This window comes from Pseudarthrobacter sp. C4D7, from assembly GCF_013359725.1.
Classification (GTDB): Bacteria; Actinomycetota; Actinomycetes; order Actinomycetales; family Micrococcaceae; genus Arthrobacter.
Genome location: NZ_JABFMW010000002.1, coordinates 254,342 through 270,474, shown reverse-complemented (window position 1 = coordinate 270,474; position 16,133 = coordinate 254,342). Strand labels below are relative to the sequence as shown.

Annotated in this window: 13 protein-coding genes; 5 read left to right on the top strand and 8 right to left on the bottom strand. The window is 68.2% G+C overall.

Going from position 1 to position 16,133, the window contains the following annotated elements; all coding sequences use genetic code 11:
* Positions 1–64: 64 nt before the first annotated feature.
* Both HNO81_RS03080 and HNO81_RS03075 read left to right on the top strand, forming a co-directional pair.
* Positions 65–1,462: an amino acid permease gene (locus tag HNO81_RS03080; protein ID WP_175316656.1), complete on the top strand. Its 1,398-nt coding sequence runs from the start codon at positions 65–67 to the stop codon at positions 1,460–1,462.
* Between the two features lie 81 nt (positions 1,463–1,543).
* Positions 1,544–2,371 (top strand): alpha/beta fold hydrolase, encoded by an 828-nt coding sequence (locus HNO81_RS03075; RefSeq protein WP_175316655.1) that lies wholly within the window; start codon positions 1,544–1,546, stop codon positions 2,369–2,371.
* Positions 2,372–2,404: 33 nt separating this feature from the next.
* On the opposite strand, the gene HNO81_RS03070 is transcribed toward HNO81_RS03075, so the two are convergent.
* Together HNO81_RS03070 and HNO81_RS03065 are read right to left on the bottom strand one after the other, a co-directional pair.
* A complete protein-coding gene (locus HNO81_RS03070; RefSeq protein ID WP_175316654.1) occupies positions 2,405–2,914 on the bottom strand; it encodes a hypothetical protein in 510 nt (169 codons plus the stop codon).
* A gap of 318 nt (positions 2,915–3,232) precedes the next feature.
* Positions 3,233–4,567, bottom strand: a complete 1,335-nt coding sequence (locus tag HNO81_RS03065; protein ID WP_175316653.1) for an MFS transporter — start codon at positions 4,565–4,567, stop codon at positions 3,233–3,235.
* Positions 4,568–4,820: 253 nt separating this feature from the next.
* Between HNO81_RS03065 and HNO81_RS03060 the strand changes: the two genes are divergently transcribed.
* Positions 4,821–5,555, top strand: coding sequence for an IclR family transcriptional regulator (locus tag HNO81_RS03060; protein WP_175316652.1), 735 nt, complete (start codon positions 4,821–4,823; stop codon positions 5,553–5,555).
* A gap of 55 nt (positions 5,556–5,610) precedes the next feature.
* Here the strand turns inward: HNO81_RS03060 and HNO81_RS03055 are convergent, their stop codons facing one another.
* The 4 genes from HNO81_RS03055 to HNO81_RS03040 all read right to left on the bottom strand — a co-directional run bounded on the left by HNO81_RS03055 (position 5,611) and on the right by HNO81_RS03040 (position 12,286).
* Positions 5,611–6,825, bottom strand: coding sequence for an MFS transporter (locus HNO81_RS03055; protein WP_175316754.1), 1,215 nt, complete (start codon positions 6,823–6,825; stop codon positions 5,611–5,613).
* Positions 6,826–7,031: 206 nt separating this feature from the next.
* Positions 7,032–10,118, bottom strand: a complete 3,087-nt coding sequence (locus HNO81_RS03050) for an AAA family ATPase (protein WP_175316651.1) — start codon at positions 10,116–10,118, stop codon at positions 7,032–7,034.
* On the bottom strand, positions 10,115–11,293 hold the full coding sequence (locus HNO81_RS03045; protein WP_175316650.1) for an exonuclease SbcCD subunit D: 1,179 nt from the start codon (positions 11,291–11,293) through the stop codon (positions 10,115–10,117). The genes HNO81_RS03050 and HNO81_RS03045 overlap by 4 nt, the downstream gene beginning before the upstream one ends.
* A 57-nt stretch (positions 11,294–11,350) precedes the next feature.
* Complete coding sequence (locus HNO81_RS03040; protein WP_175316649.1) at positions 11,351–12,286, bottom strand: MIP/aquaporin family protein; 936 nt, start codon at positions 12,284–12,286, stop codon at positions 11,351–11,353.
* Between the two features lie 221 nt (positions 12,287–12,507).
* Here HNO81_RS03040 and HNO81_RS03035 point away from each other — a divergent pair, with 221 nt between their 5' ends.
* Complete coding sequence (locus HNO81_RS03035) at positions 12,508–13,590, top strand: ADP-ribosylglycohydrolase family protein (protein WP_175316648.1); 1,083 nt, start codon at positions 12,508–12,510, stop codon at positions 13,588–13,590.
* Here HNO81_RS03035 and HNO81_RS03030 read toward each other — a convergent pair.
* On the bottom strand, positions 13,571–14,050 hold the full coding sequence (locus HNO81_RS03030) for a DUF4395 domain-containing protein (protein ID WP_175316647.1): 480 nt from the start codon (positions 14,048–14,050) through the stop codon (positions 13,571–13,573). The genes HNO81_RS03035 and HNO81_RS03030 overlap by 20 nt on opposite strands.
* 81 nt (positions 14,051–14,131) lie before the next feature.
* On the bottom strand, positions 14,132–15,196 hold the full coding sequence (locus HNO81_RS03025; RefSeq protein WP_371818147.1) for an exonuclease domain-containing protein: 1,065 nt from the start codon (positions 15,194–15,196) through the stop codon (positions 14,132–14,134).
* Between the two features lie 82 nt (positions 15,197–15,278).
* On the opposite strand from HNO81_RS03025, the gene HNO81_RS03020 reads away from it, so the two are divergent.
* Positions 15,279–16,073 (top strand): DedA family protein, encoded by a 795-nt coding sequence (locus HNO81_RS03020; protein WP_175316753.1) that lies wholly within the window; start codon positions 15,279–15,281, stop codon positions 16,071–16,073.
* Positions 16,074–16,133 lie beyond the last annotated feature (60 nt).

Genomic DNA, 16,133 nt, shown 5'->3' with positions numbered 1-16,133 from the left:
CCACAAGGACCCCGGACCCCCAGCGGCCCGCCCACCCACCAGCCCCAGAAGGTGCATTGCCTCCATGACGACGAAGTCTGGCCGGACCACGTCCGCCGCCATCCCCACGAACGCCACAGCCGGCCACACCATGAAGCCGCGCCAGCTCACCATGATGGGGCTGGGCAGTGCCATCGGCGCGGGGCTGTTCCTGGGGTCCGGCGCGGGCGTCCAGGCAGCTGGACCTGCGGTGCTGGTCTCCTACCTCGTGGCCGGAACCCTGATCATCCTGGTCATGTGGGCCCTGGGCGAGATGGCCGCAGCCAACCCCACCAGCGGCGCCTTTTCCGTATACGCGGAGCGGGCGCTGGGCCGGACAGCGGGAGCCACCATCGGATGGCTGTGGTGGCTGCAGCTGGTGGTGGTGATCGCCGCCGAGGCCCTGGGCGCCGCCGGGCTCCTGTTCTCCGTCTGGCCGGTCGTCCCCGTCTGGGCACTGGCATTGCTGTTCATGGTGGTCTTCACCGGCATCAACCTTGCCGGTGTCCGGAACTTCGGGGAGTTTGAGTTCTGGTTCGCCATCCTCAAGGTGGCCGTCATCGTCCTGTTCCTGGCCGTCGGCGCCGCCCTGCTCCTGGGCCTGCTGCCCGGCGTCGAATCCCCCGGCGCGTCAAACCTCACGGGAAACTTTGCCCCACAGGGGCTGGGCGGTGTTGCCGCGGCCCTGTTCGTGGTGATCTTCGCTTTCGGCGGGACCGAAATCGTCTCCGTGGCCGCAGCCGAGACCGAGGATCCCGAGCGCAGCGTCGGCAAGGCCATCCGCACCGTGGTGTGGCGCATCCTGGTGTTTTACATCGGCTCCGTGTTCGTCATTGCCGCGGTCCTGCCCGCCACGTCCAAAAGCCTCGCATCGCCCTTTGCCGGCGTGCTGGATGCTGCCAGGATCCCCGGCGCCTCGACCGCCATCACCCTCGTGGCCGTCGTCGCGCTCCTCTCGGCACTGAACGCGAACCTCTACGGCGCGTCCCGCATGGCCTATTCACTCTCCCAGCGCGGCGAGGCACCCCGGGTCCTCACGCGCCTCAACAAGGCCGGCGTGCCCCTGCTGGCAGTGGCGGTATCCGTGGCCTTTGGCTTCATCGCCACCGTCCTGGAGCTGCTGTTCCCCGAAAGGATCCTCCCGGCACTCTTCCAGCTGGTGGGATCCACGTGTCTGGTGGTGTGGGGCAGCGCATTGGTCTCGCAGCTGATCCTGCGCCGGCGGGCAGACCGGGACGGCTCACCCCTGCCCCTGCGGATGAAAGGATTCCCTGGACTCACCATCCTGGGCCTGGTCCTGCTGGGCCTCATCTTCGCTGTCGGCTTCAGCGCAGAAAGCAGCCGCGTCCAGCTCTTCAGCACCTTCGCCCTGATCGCCGGCATTGCGCTGGCGTGCGCCGCCGCGGCCCGCCTGGCCGGCCGTAACCGGTTGGCCAACAGGTAAAGTGGCGGGTACCTTTCAAAGGAAGACGCACCGACGCGCCGGGCCCGCCCAGGCGCCGTACCTGATTGGGGAATTGACACCATGAGCGGCAGGCACACCGGACAGCAGCAGGGGCACACCGTCGAAGGGACCGACCCGCAGCTGTACGTGGCGGTCCACGAGCCCGCCAGCGACGCGGGCCTCCGGCCAGTCCTCCTGCTGCACGGCTTTTCGTCCTCCTCCAAGCTCAACTGGGAGGACACCGGCTGGGTGTCGGCACTGCTTGAGGCGGGCCGCCGGATCATCACCGTTGACCTTCCGGGCCACGGCCGCAGCGGCGCGCCGGAGGACCGCGATTCCTACTCCCCCAGCAAGATCAGGGCAGATCTGCTCCAGGCGGCGTTCGACGCCGGAGCCCGCCCCCTGCACGACGGGGACCCTGCCAGCGGGCTGGACGTTGTGGGCTATTCCCTGGGCTCCCGCCTGGCGTGGGAGTTCGCCGCAACGCAGCCCGAGCTGGTGCACCGGCTGGTGCTCGGCGGACCCAACGATTCGGACCCGCTGGCCGAGTTCGATCTTCGGGCCGCCCAGGACTACCTGGCGGACGGCACGCCGATCAAGGACGAATCCACCGCCCTGCTGCTCAAGATGGCCCTGCTCCTGCCGAGCAACAACATCTTCGCGCTGTTGTCCCTGGTGGAGGCCATCAAGGCAGAACCGTACGACCCCGCCGAAGCGGTACCCCACGTTCCCATGCTGCTGGTGGTTGGCGATAAGGACGAACGGGCCCACACCCTGCCCAGGCTCGCCGAACTTGCCCGCAGTGCCGGATCCATGGCCGAGCAACTGGTCCTGCCGGGCCGGAACCACACCAACGCCATCACCAGCAGGGCCTTCAAGCAGGCCGCCATCTCGTTCCTGGCCGTTTAGGCTGTCCGGACCCTGCGGACAGTTGGCCCCGGGTCAGTAGTCAACTCCCGGGTCAGGCCTTCCCTCCATGTGAAAACACGCGGAGGAGGACAGCACATAAAGTGAGTTCCGCTGCGGGTTGTACTCGATTGAATGCCGGTACCCGTCCCCGCTGACGACGACCAGTTCGGGGATTCCATTGATGCCCGTCCCGGACTGGACCGTCCAACCAGGCTTCGCGGACCACTCGGCTTCGATCTGCGGCAGCAGGGACGGGGCGTCGGCATCCGGCGTAAGGACCACCTCCATCGTTCCCGGCCAGTAGTAGCCGCCGTTTCCGCATTCAAACAACGCACGGGACTTTTCGGTCCGCGTCCACGTGGTCACTTCGTCCGGCCGCACCACTGCCTTCAGCTCGTCCTGCTGGCTGAGAAGGGACTGTTTCGCGTTGGCAAGATCCAGGCCCGCGGCCGGGGAGTCCATGGCGGGCGAACATGCCGCCAGTGCCGCCAGAAGGCTGGCCGCAACCAGGGGCGCCACGCTGCGGGCGAGGGTGGCGGGCATGATGGTCGATGCACGCCACCCACGGGATGAACGGCGTCCACGCCAAATTTTTGAACCGCTGGCTTCTCCCGCCACCTTGCCCCCACATGTTTGATCCTGCCCCACGGTTGGCACGCAGCTATCGGCCCCCGGGCCAACGCTACCGGGAGCCGGTCAATCCCGGCGATGGGCAGAACAGCCCCGCACGCAGCAGCAGCCCGGACCTAGCGGTCCGGGCTGCTGGTGGTGCGGTTCCGCGACGGGTGGAGGCCGCGGTGGGGCGGGTGGGACCCGCCGTCCGGCTTCCCTGACCTTAGTGGGGCCAGGGTGCCGGTGGGATCAGTGGTGGCTGCTGACGCCGAGCGGGCGGCCTTTGGTCTCCTTGGCCAGGACCACGCCCACAGCCGAGATCACGCAGAGGATCATGATGTAGATGCCGATCGACCCAGTCCATTTGGTGGACTGCAGCAGCGCCTCAGCGATGGTGGCTGCAAAAGCGCCGCCGAGAATGGCCCCGAAGGCGTACCCGATGGAGATGCCGGAGTACCTGACGTGTGCCGGGAACATTTCGGCGTACATGGCGGACATCGGTCCGTAGGACAGGCCCAGGCCGATCGTCAGGACAAACAGGGCAACGCCGTACAGCATGATGTTCTTGGTGTCGATCAGGGCAAACATGGGGATCATCCACGCAAAGACAATGGCGTAGCCGATCAGGAAGGTCTTGACGCGGCCAATACGGTCGGACAGCCATCCGCCCACAAGGGTGAAGATCAGCCAGCCGAACGAGGCCAGGGTGGTGGCCAGGAGGATCTGCGGGGTGGGCATCTTCAGGGTCTTGGTGGCGTAGGAGATGAAGAACGCGATCAGCAGGTAGCCGGCCGCGTTGTTGCCGATGAAGATCAGGGTGGAGTACAGGACGGGCAGTTTGTGGTTCCGGACCAGCTCACCCAGGGGAGCCTTGCTTTCCTTCTTCCGGAGTGCCATTTCCTGGAAGACCGGGCTTTCGGCGACGGCGCGGCGGATGAGGTAGCCCACAACGATCAGGACGATGGACAGCAGGAACGGCACCCGCCAGCCCCAGGCTGCGAAATCTTCCTTTGACATGCTGGTGTTGAGGAAGAACAGCAGTCCGGTGGCCAGGATCATGCCCACGGGCACGCCGATCTGGGGGTAGGCGCCGAAGAGGCCGCGCCGGTTGACGGGCGCATGTTCGACGGCCATGAGGGCAGCGCCGCCCCACTCGCCGCCGGCTGAGAAGCCCTGGATGACACGCAGCAGGATCAGCAGCACGGGGGCCCAGGCGCCGATCTGCGCGTACGTGGGCAGCATGCCGATGAGTGCCGTGGCTGCGCCCATCATCACCAGGGTGAAGACCAGCATGGCCTTCCGTCCCAGGCGGTCGCCCAGGTGCCCGGCGATCACTGCGCCGAGGGGGCGGAAAAGGAAGCTGATGCCAATGAGTGCGAAGGAGAGGATCTGCGCCAGTCCCGGGTTGGACTCGTTCAGCGGTGCCAGGAACAGCGGTGACAGCAGCGTTGCGGTCAGCTGGGCAAAGATGAAGAAGTCGTACCACTCGATGGTGGTGCCTACGAGGGTTCCGGCGAGGACCTTGCGTTCCTCATGCCGGCTGCTGGGACCGGTGATGGTATCCACCTTGGAAGGTGTGGTCATTGAAACTCCATTGTTTATAGGACAGCAGCGCCGCCCGTACGCCTTCTGAATTACCGACAGAACGGTCAGTTAGTTAGTAGGGTACTACGGAAAGTGTGATGCGGAACACTGGGTGGTCGAAATTTGCGACGAACGGCAGCGTCTCAACAAGTTCTATATTTGAACGTCGCGTTCGTATAGAGGACACTACCGCCAGCCGGGCGTGCGGACAAGAGTCACGGATTTGCGGGTCCGCCAACTTAGGATGGACTCCATGACTCCTCCAGCAGCCGCAGCCGGAACGGGGGCCGCGCCGCAGGCTTCCCCATCCCAGACCCTCTCGCGTGGGATTCGTGCCCTCGAAATACTGGCAGCCGCGCCTGGACCCCTGACCATCGCGGAACTGGCTGATGCCATGGCGGTTCACCGTTCGGTGGCCTACCGGATCCTGCGCACACTCGAAGACCATTCGCTCCTGGTCCGTGACGACGCCGGCAGGGTCCAGCCAGGTCCCGGCCTCGCGGTGCTGGCACGCGGTGTGTCGCGCAGCCTGCAGAGCGCGGCCCTCCCGGAGCTCACCCAACTGGCCAATTCGCTGGACATGACGGCGTTCGTGGCGGTGTGGGACCACCACGACTGCATCACGCTCGTCACCGTCGAGCCGAGGCATTCCGGCGCAACCGTCGCCCAGCACCCCGGCACACGCCACCCCATCAACGCCGGCGCACCCGGGATTGCCATCCAGTCCGCCCTCTCGGAGGAAGAGTGGGACAAGCTGGCAACCGGGGTGTCCTACCGTCCGGAGGCCGCGGAGGCACGGCGGAGGGGCTACTCCGCCAGCCACGACGAGGTGATCGCCGGGGTCTCCTCACTGGCAGCACCCGTCCGGGTACCCGGCGGGCGTCCGGCCGCTTTGGCAGTCGTCTACATCCGTTCCGCCCACGATCCGGACGCTGTGGGCGCCGCCATCGCGGAGAGTGCCGCGAGGATCGAGCGCCAGCTGGCGTAGCATCGCCTCCGGTCAGGCGGCCAACTTCCCGCCGAGACCAAGCGCGGGTTCCAGGTCAAGCCCTGCGGCGGAGTACGACGGTGGCTCCGGCGCCGAGCAGCGCCAGCGCCCCCGCTGCGCAAACGGGAACAAGAAACGCAGCCGCAGCCCCGTTGAACTGGGCCAGTTGTCCACCCAGGGAGGAACCGACGGCGGTGCCGGCAACGATGCCGCTGGCCAGCGCGGTCATCACGGTGCCGAGCCTTCCGGCGGGGGCCACTTTCCCGCCCACGGCGAAGACAGTCACCATCACAGGTCCCACCGGGAGCCCCAGGACAAGGAGGACCACTGCCATCATGGCCAGCGATGAGGGCAGCAGGAGCAGGACCGCAAGGCCGGACATCAGCACGGCGCAGGACACCCAGCGCAGCGCAAGGCCGGCATGGCGCGGCCAGTAGGCCACTGAAAGAGCGGCGCCGGCGGAACTGAGCCCCATGACCGCATAGAGCAGGCCCGCGATTTCCGGGCCGGCAAGCCCGGCAGAGAAGGCGCTCAGCGCAGCCTGGGTGGAACCGAAGAACGTGCCCATGCAGGCCATGGCAAGAACGGGCAGGGCTACCGCCCACGGCAGCTTGGCGCCATGGCGTGCACCGTTGCGCTTCTCTTTTGGCGTGCGCCGGGTGGCCGGAACCGCCAGGTGGGTGGGGTGGACGGCGAAGGCAGGCACCAGCGTGATGGTCATGGCGGCTGCCAGCACCAGCGGAAGCCATGGTGCCACGAGGCTGGCCAGGATCCCGACCAGGGCCGGTCCAAGGACAAAGGTCACTTCGTCCGCAGTGCTTTCGTAGGACAGCGCCGTGTCCAGGTCACGGCCAGTCCCGTCGGCCGGTGCCGCCGGTCCCCCGGAGCCGGCCGTCAGTGCCATCCAGCGGACCCGGGCCAGGGGCCCCACCTGCGGACAGGTGGCACCCGCTGCAAAGGCAGCAGCAAAGACCGCGAAAGGAAAACCGGCTGACGCTGCCGGAGCGTTGGCGGCAAGGACGAGGGCCAGCACGGCCACGGTGTTGAGCACGGCCGCCAGCAGCAGGAGCGGGCGCTGTCCCCTCCTGTCTGCAAGGGACCCCAGGACGGGTGCCCCCAGCGCGGAGCCGATGCCCACTGCGCCGGCTGCCGTGCCGCCGGTGGCAAAGGAGCCGCTGGCAGAGGTGATGAGGGTGAGGGTGCCCATGGCCAGCATGGCCAGAGGGAGCCGCGCAAAAAGGCCCAAGGGTATGAACCCCTTCCCTGCCAGCTGGGGTAGGCGCGAAAAGCGCCCCCGCGCTTCCCGCTGGTCGGCGGGACCGGGGTGTTCACCGACTGCTACCGCGTGGTCAGGTGTGGTGCCGGTGTGGGAGGGGCTGGTTGGAGGTGTCACTTCGGGGCTCGCTCAGTACGCGCGCATCGTCCCTCCTCCCGATGCGCCCAACCCGGTAACGTGATCAAGTATATCGGCCGGGGTCAGCGTGCGGCGTCCAGGCTTTCAGAGATCTGCAGCGTGGAGCCGTTCCGGCTCTTGACCACCTGCAGCTGGGTGCTGATCCGTTGTTTCATTTCCGCAACGTGACTGACCAGGCCCACCACCCTTCCGCCGTCCCGGAGTCCTTCGAGGGCATCCATGACCTGCTCCAGGGATTGGTCGTCCAGGCTGCCAAAACCCTCGTCGACAAACAGGGTTTCGATTTCCACTCCCCCGGATTCCTGCTGCACCACGTCGGCAAGTCCCAGCGCCAGCGAGAGCGAAGCCATGAAGGACTCACCGCCCGACAACGTGGACGTGTCACGCCGGAAACCTGTCCACTGGTCCACCACTTCCAGGCCGAGTCCCGACTTTGCGCCGCGGGCCGCCTTCGCATCGGTGTGCTGGAGCAGGTAGCGGCCGTCGCTCATGGCCACCAGGCGTTCAGAAGCCGCGAGGGCCACCTGTTCAAGCCGGGCGGCCAGGACGTAGCTGGTCAGGCTCATCCGGTAGGTGTTTTCGCCGCGGCCGGCTGCGGCGTCAGCCAGTCCGGCAAGCATCTGCGCCCGCTCCGCCGGCTCGCGGGAGGAGCGGACCAGCGCCTCGTACTCGGCCGCGAGGGATTTCAACGAGGCAAGGCAGCGCGCTGCCAGGCCGGCGGCCAGGTCGGCTTCACGTGCCCCGTTCCGCGCGGCCGCAGCCTCCAACTGCAGGGATGCCAGCCGTTCCCCGTCTGCCAGAAAGCCGCCGGCCGCCTCGTCAAGCGCACGCACGATGTCTTCTGACTCGAACAGCCCGGCAACGCGGGAGGCCTCATCCTGGGCAGCACGCATGGCGGCTTCAAGGGCGGAAAGTTCCGGCGCACCGAGGAGTTGGCTGCGGACCTCGTCCGCGCTGGAAAAGCCGGCGTCCGGAAGGGCCCGTTCCAGGTGCTCCTGCGCTTCGGCCGCCTGCAGCCGGGCACTGTCAAGGCGTGCCTGCGCTTCGACGGCCTTGTCCAGGACGGCCACGGCGTCCTCGAGTGCCCGCAGCCGGCGGTCAAGGCTGGGGTGTCCGCCCCGCAGGCCGGCCAGCGCAGCGTCCAGCGACCCGATCTGTTCGGCCAGGTCAGCGAGGGAAGTTTCGGTTTGGGACACCTCCGCCTCAGTTTCAGCCAGCATGGCCCGGGACTGGGTAAGGCCTGCGTCCAGGGCGTCCAGCCGCTGCTGCCTCTGCTGCAGTTCCTCCGCTGCCTGTTCAGCGTCCTCTGCCGCGGCGAGGGCGTCAACCGCTCCGGAGCGGGCCTCCTCCACCGGGGTGGTCCCGCCCTGGCCTGCGAGGACGGCCACCGCCTGCTCTGCCTCAGCGAGGTCGGCGGCAACCACTGCGTGGGCTGCCTCGGCGGCCTCGTACTCCTGGTGGGCCTGATCCTCTTCCTGGGCCAGGGCAGGGCCCCCGGTGCCCGCATCTGCGGGGCCGGGATGGTGTCCGCTTCCGCACACCGGGCACGGTTCTCCGGGGACCAGTCCAGCGGCCAGTTCCGATGCCGCGTTGGCCAGCCGTTCCTCCCGCAGGTCCAGCCATCGGCGCTTCGTCTCAAGGAGGTTCTCCCGTGAGTCCTCGTGACGGCCCTTGACCCGGCTCCTGCGTTCGAGGGCAGTTGCATACCGCCGGACAACGTCAAGCAGCTCTGCGGCGGCCGCAGCCTCCTTGCGCCGCAGTGCGGCTTCCACGGAACGGGCCCCCAGCTGCTCCATGCCGTCGGCCAGCACTTCACGTTCAGCGGTTAAACCTGCAGTGCGCCGCCCCAGCGAGTCCGCGGCGAGCTGGAGCTCACCAAACCTGCCGGCCAGGCCGCGGTGCCGCTCGCGCAGCGTCTGCAGCCTCTCCTCGTCAGGCAGCCGGGCCTCGACGACGGCCCGCAGCGAGCGCAGGCGGCCGAGTTCCTCCGGAGCCCCCGGCACGGTCCCCCAGGCGTTCTCCGCGGTCCGGGAGGTGGCGCCCGCGGCTTGTTTTTCGTCCACGCCAAGCTGTGCCAGTTCGCCGCCATCCCCCGCGGCGAGGCGCAGCAGCGTGGTTGCTGATTCGGCCGCGGCCTGGGCGCCACTGACTTTGGCGGCCGCAGCGTCGAGAGCCTGCAACTGGCCTTGGAGGACCTCCGCCTGCCGGTGCCGGGCGAGCCGGGAAGCTGTCTCCTCCTGCCGTCCGGCCCCGGCCTTAACAGCCTGTTGCCGCACCAGGGCAGCGTCGAGTTTCCGGTGCCGTTCATGGCGGGCAGCCTCCTGCTCAGCTTCCTCGCGGCGGGCCTGGTTGACGGCCTCGGCGGCGGCGGACTGTTCCGTGAGGTCCGCCAGGCGCACGGCAGCAGCCGCCTGCAGCCACTCGAGGCGGCGGGGGATGTCCTCCACTGGCGGCGCCTCCTCCTCCGGAAGCTGAAGCGGGGCGGCCTCGGTCTCCGCGCGGGAGGCAAGGATGCCAAGCTGCCCGGACAGCACGGCCACGTCCTCCCGTGCGGCGGCGGCCTGCCGGGAAAGTTCCTGTTCCAGCGCCTCAAACCTTTGGGTGCCAAAGAGCTTCTGCAGCAGGTCCAGCCGGTCGGCAGCCTTGGAGCGAAGGAACGCAGCAAAGTCACCCTGCGGCAGCATCACCACCCGGGTGAACTGTTCCCGGTCCATGCCCAGCAGGGACATGATCTCCGCGCCCGCTTCATCATTGCGGGCGGACTTCTCCACCCAGGCCCCGCCAACCCGTTCGCGGAGCAGCGTCTTGGCCTGCTGGAGCGTGAAGCCGTTTTTCCCACGGGCGCTGGGCTTTTCCCACGCCGGTGAGCGGGTCACTTCGAAGCGGCGCCCCTGGGCGGAAAATTCGCAGGTGACGGCGGGTTCCTTCCCGGGTTCCGCATGGTCGCTGCGCAGCCTCTTGCCATCCTGCCGCGCTCCGGGCACGGAGCCGTAAAGGGCAAAGCAGATGGCGTCCAGCACGCTCGTCTTGCCCGCGCCGGTGGGCCCGTTGAGCAGGAACAGGCCGTGCGCGCTGAGACGGTCAAAATCGATGTCCTCGGTTCCGGCGAATGGCCCGAACGCGGAGATGCGAAGGTGGTGGATCCTCACCGCGACACCTCCAGGAGCCTGACGTTTTCCAGGGCGGCTGCGAGCGCTGCCCTTTCCGCCGGGTCGGCACTCCTTCCCCGCACGTGGTCCAGGAACCCACAGCAGACGGCGAGGTCATCCGGCGCACCTGCGAGCCTGCTGCTGTAGCTGGCTTCGGTGGCGGCGGCGGCACCCTGCGGATCAAAGGCGAGGACCAGGGTGTCAGGGAAACGGGCGCGCAGCCGCTCCATGGCGCGGGAGGGACGCTGCGGGTCCGTCAAGGTGATTTGGCAGTAGGCCGTTTCCGCCCAGGCATGGTCCGGGTCCGCCAGCAGGTCCTCCAGCGGGCCGCGGAGGACGGCCAGCGGGAGTGGTGCCTCCCAGACGACCTCAGCCACCGATTCCACGCCCTCCGGACCGACATCCACCAGCCAGGCGCCTTTCCGGTGTGCGGCCTCCGAAAACGAGTACGCCAGCGGCGAGCCGGAATACCGCACTGATTCGGACAGCTTCTGCCTGCCATGCAGGTGCCCCAGCGCGGTGTAGCTGAATCCGTCGAAGAGATCCAGCGGGACGGCTCCCACGCCGCCGATGCTGAGGTCCCGCTCGCTGTCGGACGTGATGCCGCCGCTGGCGAAAGTATGCGCCAGCACCACGGAGTGGACGGTGGTTGAAGCGCAGCGCCGGGCGAGGTCCTCCCGGATCAGCGCGGTTGCCGCGCGGGTGACCTCGAAATGGCTTGCCGTTTCCACCCCCAGCTGGTCGGCAACCATCCGGGGCTCGAGCCACGGGATGCCATAGAGCGCCAGGGTGGCCTCCTTGCCGGCAGCATCCGTTCCCAGCGGCAGCAGCAGTGGCTGGTCTAGGTCCTCCACCCTGGTGCGCAGGTGCAATCCCCCGCGTTCCAGGAGCCGGGACGCGAACCCCAGCCGGATGGCGGAGTCGTGGTTGCCGCTGGTGAGGACCACCTGTGCGCCGGCAGCCGTGAGCCGGACCAGGGCGTCGTCAAGAAGGTGGACCACGTCCACGCCCGGAAGCGCGCGGTCGTAGACGTCACCGGCAATCAGGACAACGTCCACGCTGTCCCGTTTGACCGCCGCCACCAACTGGTCAACGAAGGCACGCTGGGCGTCCAGCATTCCAACGCCGTGGAAGGAACGGCCCAGGTGCCAGTCCGAGGTGTGAAGTAACCGCATATTCCTACGCTATCGGCAGCCACTGACAGTGCGGAAAACCGCCGCGGCAAACGGCGTTCAGGATCGTTTGCCGTCAAAAAACTCCTGCGCCTCGCTCACGCCGCGTGAGTCTTCCGGGCGGGCAACGGGACCAGGCGCAGGCTGGTCCACGGCACCGGCGTCGTCGCCGCCGTCGGCCGTATCGCCGGTGTCGGCAGAGGCGCCGGCGTCATCCGCCGTGGCCGCAGCGGGCGCCGGGGACCCGGTCACCGCTCCGATCCGGAACACCAGTCCAGCGATGGCGGCTCCTGCCAGCGGCGCCACCAGGAAGACCCAGAGCTGCTCCACTGCCCATCCGGAGCTGAAAACGGCGGAAGCGACGGCGCGGGCGGGGTTGAACGGCAGGTTTCCCACCGACTGGCCCAGCTGCAGCAGGGCGGCGAAGGACAGGCCGACGGCGATGGGCGCCACCGTGCGGCTGCCGTTTTCACGCCCGGCGGCTCCCAGGAAGACGGCCACGATGATGGCTGCGCCCAGGAATTCCAGGAGGACTGCGGCCGCGAGGGGGGCTTGGATGATGGAATGCTCACCAAATCCGGCAGCCACCGTGTCGAACGCGGTACGGCTGTCCGGAATGCTGGGCAGGGTGCGCAGGATCCCGAACAGCGCCAGGGCGCCCACCAGCGCCCCGACGACCTGGGCGGCGGCATATGCGGCCGCCGCCCCGGCCCGGATCCGTCCGGCCAGGAGGTGCCCCAGGGTGATGGCCGGGTTGAAGTGGCCGCCGGAAATATGGCTGAAGGCGAGCATGGCCGCCGTGATGGCCAGGCCGGCAGCCAGGGCGGCGGGCACGGGGCTGGACTGCGGAATGCTGAACAGTGGCACGCCCAGGCCTGCCACCGCCAGGAAAAGGCTGCCGAAGGCCTCGGCCACCAGGCGGGGCAGCAGGCCGGTACGGGCGGCAGCGGTGCCGCCTGGCTGCAGTGCGTCGCGGGCTGGGACAGGGGTGCTCATGGTGGGACCTTTTCTTGTGGGGTATGACGTCCGGCTGCTGCCTGGCCCGGGCCCTGAGGCCCTCCGGCTGTGCCGTCGCTGCCGGCGCGGGTGGCTCCGGGCAACCCGAGCAGTATGCCAGCCCTGGCTGTGGATTCGCTGGACGCCGGTTGAAAGGCCGCCGGCTGGAAGGGCCGCCGGATTCGGCGCGGGGCGTCGGCCGCTGACGGTAAATTTAGTCCATGAGCTTTGACCCTGCCTCCGCGCCCACCCTCACGTCCCGCATCCATGGATCCCTGCTGGGCGGGGCACTGGGGGACGCCCTGGGGTATTCGGTGGCTTCCGATTCCGCCGCAGAGATCAGGGGGCGGTTTGGGGCGCGGGGCCTGGCAGGGTTCGAGGACCTGCAGGGCCCATGCAAATTTTCCGACGACACCCAGCTCACCCTGTACACGGTTGATGGGCTGGTGGAGGCGCTGGAATGGGCCAACTCGGGTGTAGGGGCGGACGTGAATGCCTGCCTGTGGCTGGCCTACCTCCGCTGGCTTGCCACCCAGGGCGAGGATGCCGGGCCGTCCGCACCGGCACCCCAGCCGCGGTGGATCGACGGCAACGAGGTGCTCCGGCAACGCAGGCACCCCGATAACGACTGTATTGCCGGACTGGCCACCGGTGAGATGGGAACCTCAATGCGGCCGGTCAACGCCGGGGCCAGGGGTGCGGGCACCGTCATGCGTTCGGCGCCATTCGGTTTGGTGCCGCACATCACGCCAGACGCCGTCTACAAGTTGAGTGCCGACGCCGCCGCCCTGACCCATGGCCACCCTGCGGCACGGCAGAGTGCGGGCATCTTCAGCCTCCTCATCCACCGGCTGGTGTCCGGAGAGTCGCTGATGGATGCGGCCGCCGGGGTGGCAGCGCACGCCGCCTCCCTCCCGGAGGTGGCACCGGAGCTTCCCGAACGGCTGGCAGCCGCCCTCCGGCTCGCGGACAAAGCGGTGGCCGGCCCTGATGAACTGCACCACGCGCTGGGCCAAGGCCGGACGGCGGAGGAGGCGCTCGCCGTCGCGCTTTATGCCGTCCTTGCCACCGCACCGGCGGAGGGGGCGGACATGGACCCCGCCAGGCATTTCCGGGAGGCTTTGGCGGTGGCCGTGAACCAGGGTGGCGCCAGCGATACAGCGGGCTCGCTGGCAGGAAATATCCTGGGTGCCTTCTACGGTGAGGACTGCCTTCCTTCCCAGTGGCTCGCGGCCCTGGAAGCGCCGGACGTCATCCGGGGCATGGCCGGGCAGTTGGTGAAGGTTACGACCGGCGAAGGCTGATGTTGTTGCAGGCCTCGCAGACGTCCTCCGGAATGATCCCGCGCCGCTGCAGGAACCCGAAGATGGTGCAGCCCAGGCAGAATCCTGCAAACGCCTCCAGGGACGCCGCAATGACCAGGACGCCAAGCAGCGTCCAGGCTGCGGGTGCCGCACCGGCGGCAAGCAGCAGCAGGGCCGCCGTGGAGACGGCCGCGCCGATGCCCTGGGCGAAACGCTTGGGCGGCCCGGGGACCAGCTTCGCCTTTCCCAGCCGGGGCGTGATGACTTTCACCGACAGCAGGGCCAGCGGCGAGATGCGCGGGCCGAAGAGCAGCCGCAGCCAGAATCCCACGGCGATGGCCGCCAGCCCCCAGCCGGAATTCGTCACGGCAGTGACGACGGCGAGCAGCACCACCAGCGCTGCCGTGGTGCGGGCGGCGTACTCGTTGACGGGGTTGGGGAATTCGAACAGGGAGGCCATCCCGCAAGGGTAGGAGCCGGCCGCCGGAGCGGCCAAGCTTTATTGCGCTGCATGACTGCCGCGCACCTGCCGCCTGGTAGATCAGGCGCTGGCGGCACGTACCCGGGCGTCCACCCAGGCTCCCCCGGCGGCCGCAGGTCCTACCGGGGCCACGGACCCGCCGCCCACCATCTGGAGGAACTCCCCCTCGGACAGCACTTCAATGGCCTGCCCCCGCTCGTGGAGCTCCAGGACCCGGCGGGCTTTGCCGGTCAGCCTGCCGGAGCGGAGATCCGAGGCGACGAACCCGTCCCCCACTACCAGGACGGTGGTCCGTCCGGTGACCCGGCTCTCGGTCCTCGCCCCGAACTGGGCCGAGCGCTGCTTGGCTTCGGGACGGTTGATGGTGAGCTGCCCGGTGAACACCACGGTCTGGGCATACAGCGGGTGTCCGGGCTCGGCATCCGGGTTGGGCTCCGGGTTTGCCCCTTCCTCGGGCCAGCCGGACTGGAACCTGCTGACCAGGGCAGCCCCGTTGCCGGAAGCCGCGGCCATGGCGGTGAGGCTGGGCTTTGAAAGGTCCCCGGTGGCGGGATCGAAGGCGTGCTGCCGGGGCATCTCCAGCCCCAGGGACAGGTACAGTTCGGCGATGCTGTTGGCGCCGTTGCGCGCAGCAATATCGATGAGGATGCCGGCGCAGGCCCGCGCATCCTCCGTGGCGTCGTGGTGGTTGACCAGCGGCACGCCCGCTTCCTCGGCGGCGAACGGGAGCGAGTTGGACACCAGCGAGTAGCAGCGCCGTGACAGCATGACGGTGCAGACGTAGTCGTAGGCCGGGCCCGGCAGACCCGAGACCTCCAGCGCAGAGCGGATGACGCCGAGGTCGAACGATGCATTGTGGGCGGCCAGCACGTCGTCGCCGATGAAGGCGCCGATTTCGGCGAACAGCTCGCCGAACCGGGGCAGCCCGGCCACATCGGCGGCAGTGATGCCGTGGATCCTGACATTGTGGTGGTCGAAGGAGTCATAGCCCGGCGGCGGACGCATCAGCCAGGAGGCCTCTGCGACGATCCTTCCGCCCCTTACCTTCACCAGCCCCACGGAGCACGGGGAGCCCCGGAAGCCGTTGGCCGTTTCGAAGTCGATCGCCGTAAAGTCCAAACCCACGGCCCCTACCTTACCGCCGCGAAGCAGTTGCCCGGGGAAGCACAGGCCCGTCAAGTAACCTTGAAGGGTGAACTTTCCTGTGATGAATGACCTCGCTGTGTCCATGCTGGGCGGTGCGGGACCGGTCCAGCCGAAAATGGCGTCCTTCCTGCCCGATTGGCTGAACCCCCAGGTCTTCCTGGCCGACCCCGCGCTCGCCCCCTGGGTGGTCCTGCTGGTGTGCGGCATCGTCTTCGCCGAAACCGGCCTCCTGGTGGGGTTCTTCCTGCCGGGCGACTCCATGCTGTTCACCGCCGGCCTGCTGGTGGCCACGGACACCATCAAGTTCAATATCTGGCTGCTGGCCCTGCTGATCGTCGTCTCGGCCATCATCGGCAACCAGACCGGCTACCTCATCGGGTCCAAGGCCGGCCCGGCCATTTTCAACAAGCCAAACTCGCGGCTCTTCAAGCGGGAAAACGTCGAAAATGCCCACGCATTCTTTGAAAAGCACGGTGGCAAGGCCCTCATCCTGGCCCGTTTCGTTCCGATCATCCGGACCTTCGTACCCGTGATCGTGGGTGTGGCGCAGATGAGCCGCAGGAAGTTCTTCATCTTCAACGTCATCGGCGCGGTCCTGTGGGGCGGCGGCGTAACGCTGCTCGGCTACCTGCTGGGCGACAAGGTGCCGTGGGTCCGCGACAACCTGGACATCATCTTCATCGCCATCGTGCTCGTGTCGGTGATCCCCATCGGCATCGAACTCCTGCGCGGCCTCTCCGCCCGTCGCCAGGCGGAAGCCTACGGAACCGACGCCGTTGATGAGTTCATCGAAGAGCACGGACCGGAAGAGGAGCAGAAGACTCCCCGCAATATCCACGGTGGCCGGCCCGAGTAGCAGCCGCCCGGAATCGACAAAGGTGCGCACCCCGCGGGGTGCGCACCTTTTGTGTTCCTG

Bases quoted from the DNA above. Each gene is read 5' to 3' on its own strand.
- HNO81_RS03040 (WP_175316649.1), bottom strand. From the start codon at position 12,286: ATGAGCACCCCTGTCCCAGCCCGCGACGCACTGCAGCCAGGCGGCACC.
- HNO81_RS03035 (WP_175316648.1), top strand. From the start codon at position 12,508: ATGAGCTTTGACCCTGCCTCCGCGCCCACCCTCACGTCCCGCATCCAT.
- HNO81_RS03060 (WP_175316652.1), top strand. From the start codon at position 4,821: ATGACTCCTCCAGCAGCCGCAGCCGGAACGGGGGCCGCGCCGCAGGCT.
- HNO81_RS03030 (WP_175316647.1), bottom strand. From the start codon at position 14,050: ATGGCCTCCCTGTTCGAATTCCCCAACCCCGTCAACGAGTACGCCGCC.
- HNO81_RS03075 (WP_175316655.1), top strand. From the start codon at position 1,544: ATGAGCGGCAGGCACACCGGACAGCAGCAGGGGCACACCGTCGAAGGG.
- HNO81_RS03080 (WP_175316656.1), top strand. From the start codon at position 65: ATGACGACGAAGTCTGGCCGGACCACGTCCGCCGCCATCCCCACGAAC.
- HNO81_RS03020 (WP_175316753.1), top strand. From the start codon at position 15,279: ATGAATGACCTCGCTGTGTCCATGCTGGGCGGTGCGGGACCGGTCCAG.
- HNO81_RS03045 (WP_175316650.1), bottom strand. From the start codon at position 11,293: ATGCGGTTACTTCACACCTCGGACTGGCACCTGGGCCGTTCCTTCCAC.
- HNO81_RS03065 (WP_175316653.1), bottom strand. From the start codon at position 4,567: ATGACCACACCTTCCAAGGTGGATACCATCACCGGTCCCAGCAGCCGG.
- HNO81_RS03070 (WP_175316654.1), bottom strand. From the start codon at position 2,914: ATGCCCGCCACCCTCGCCCGCAGCGTGGCGCCCCTGGTTGCGGCCAGC.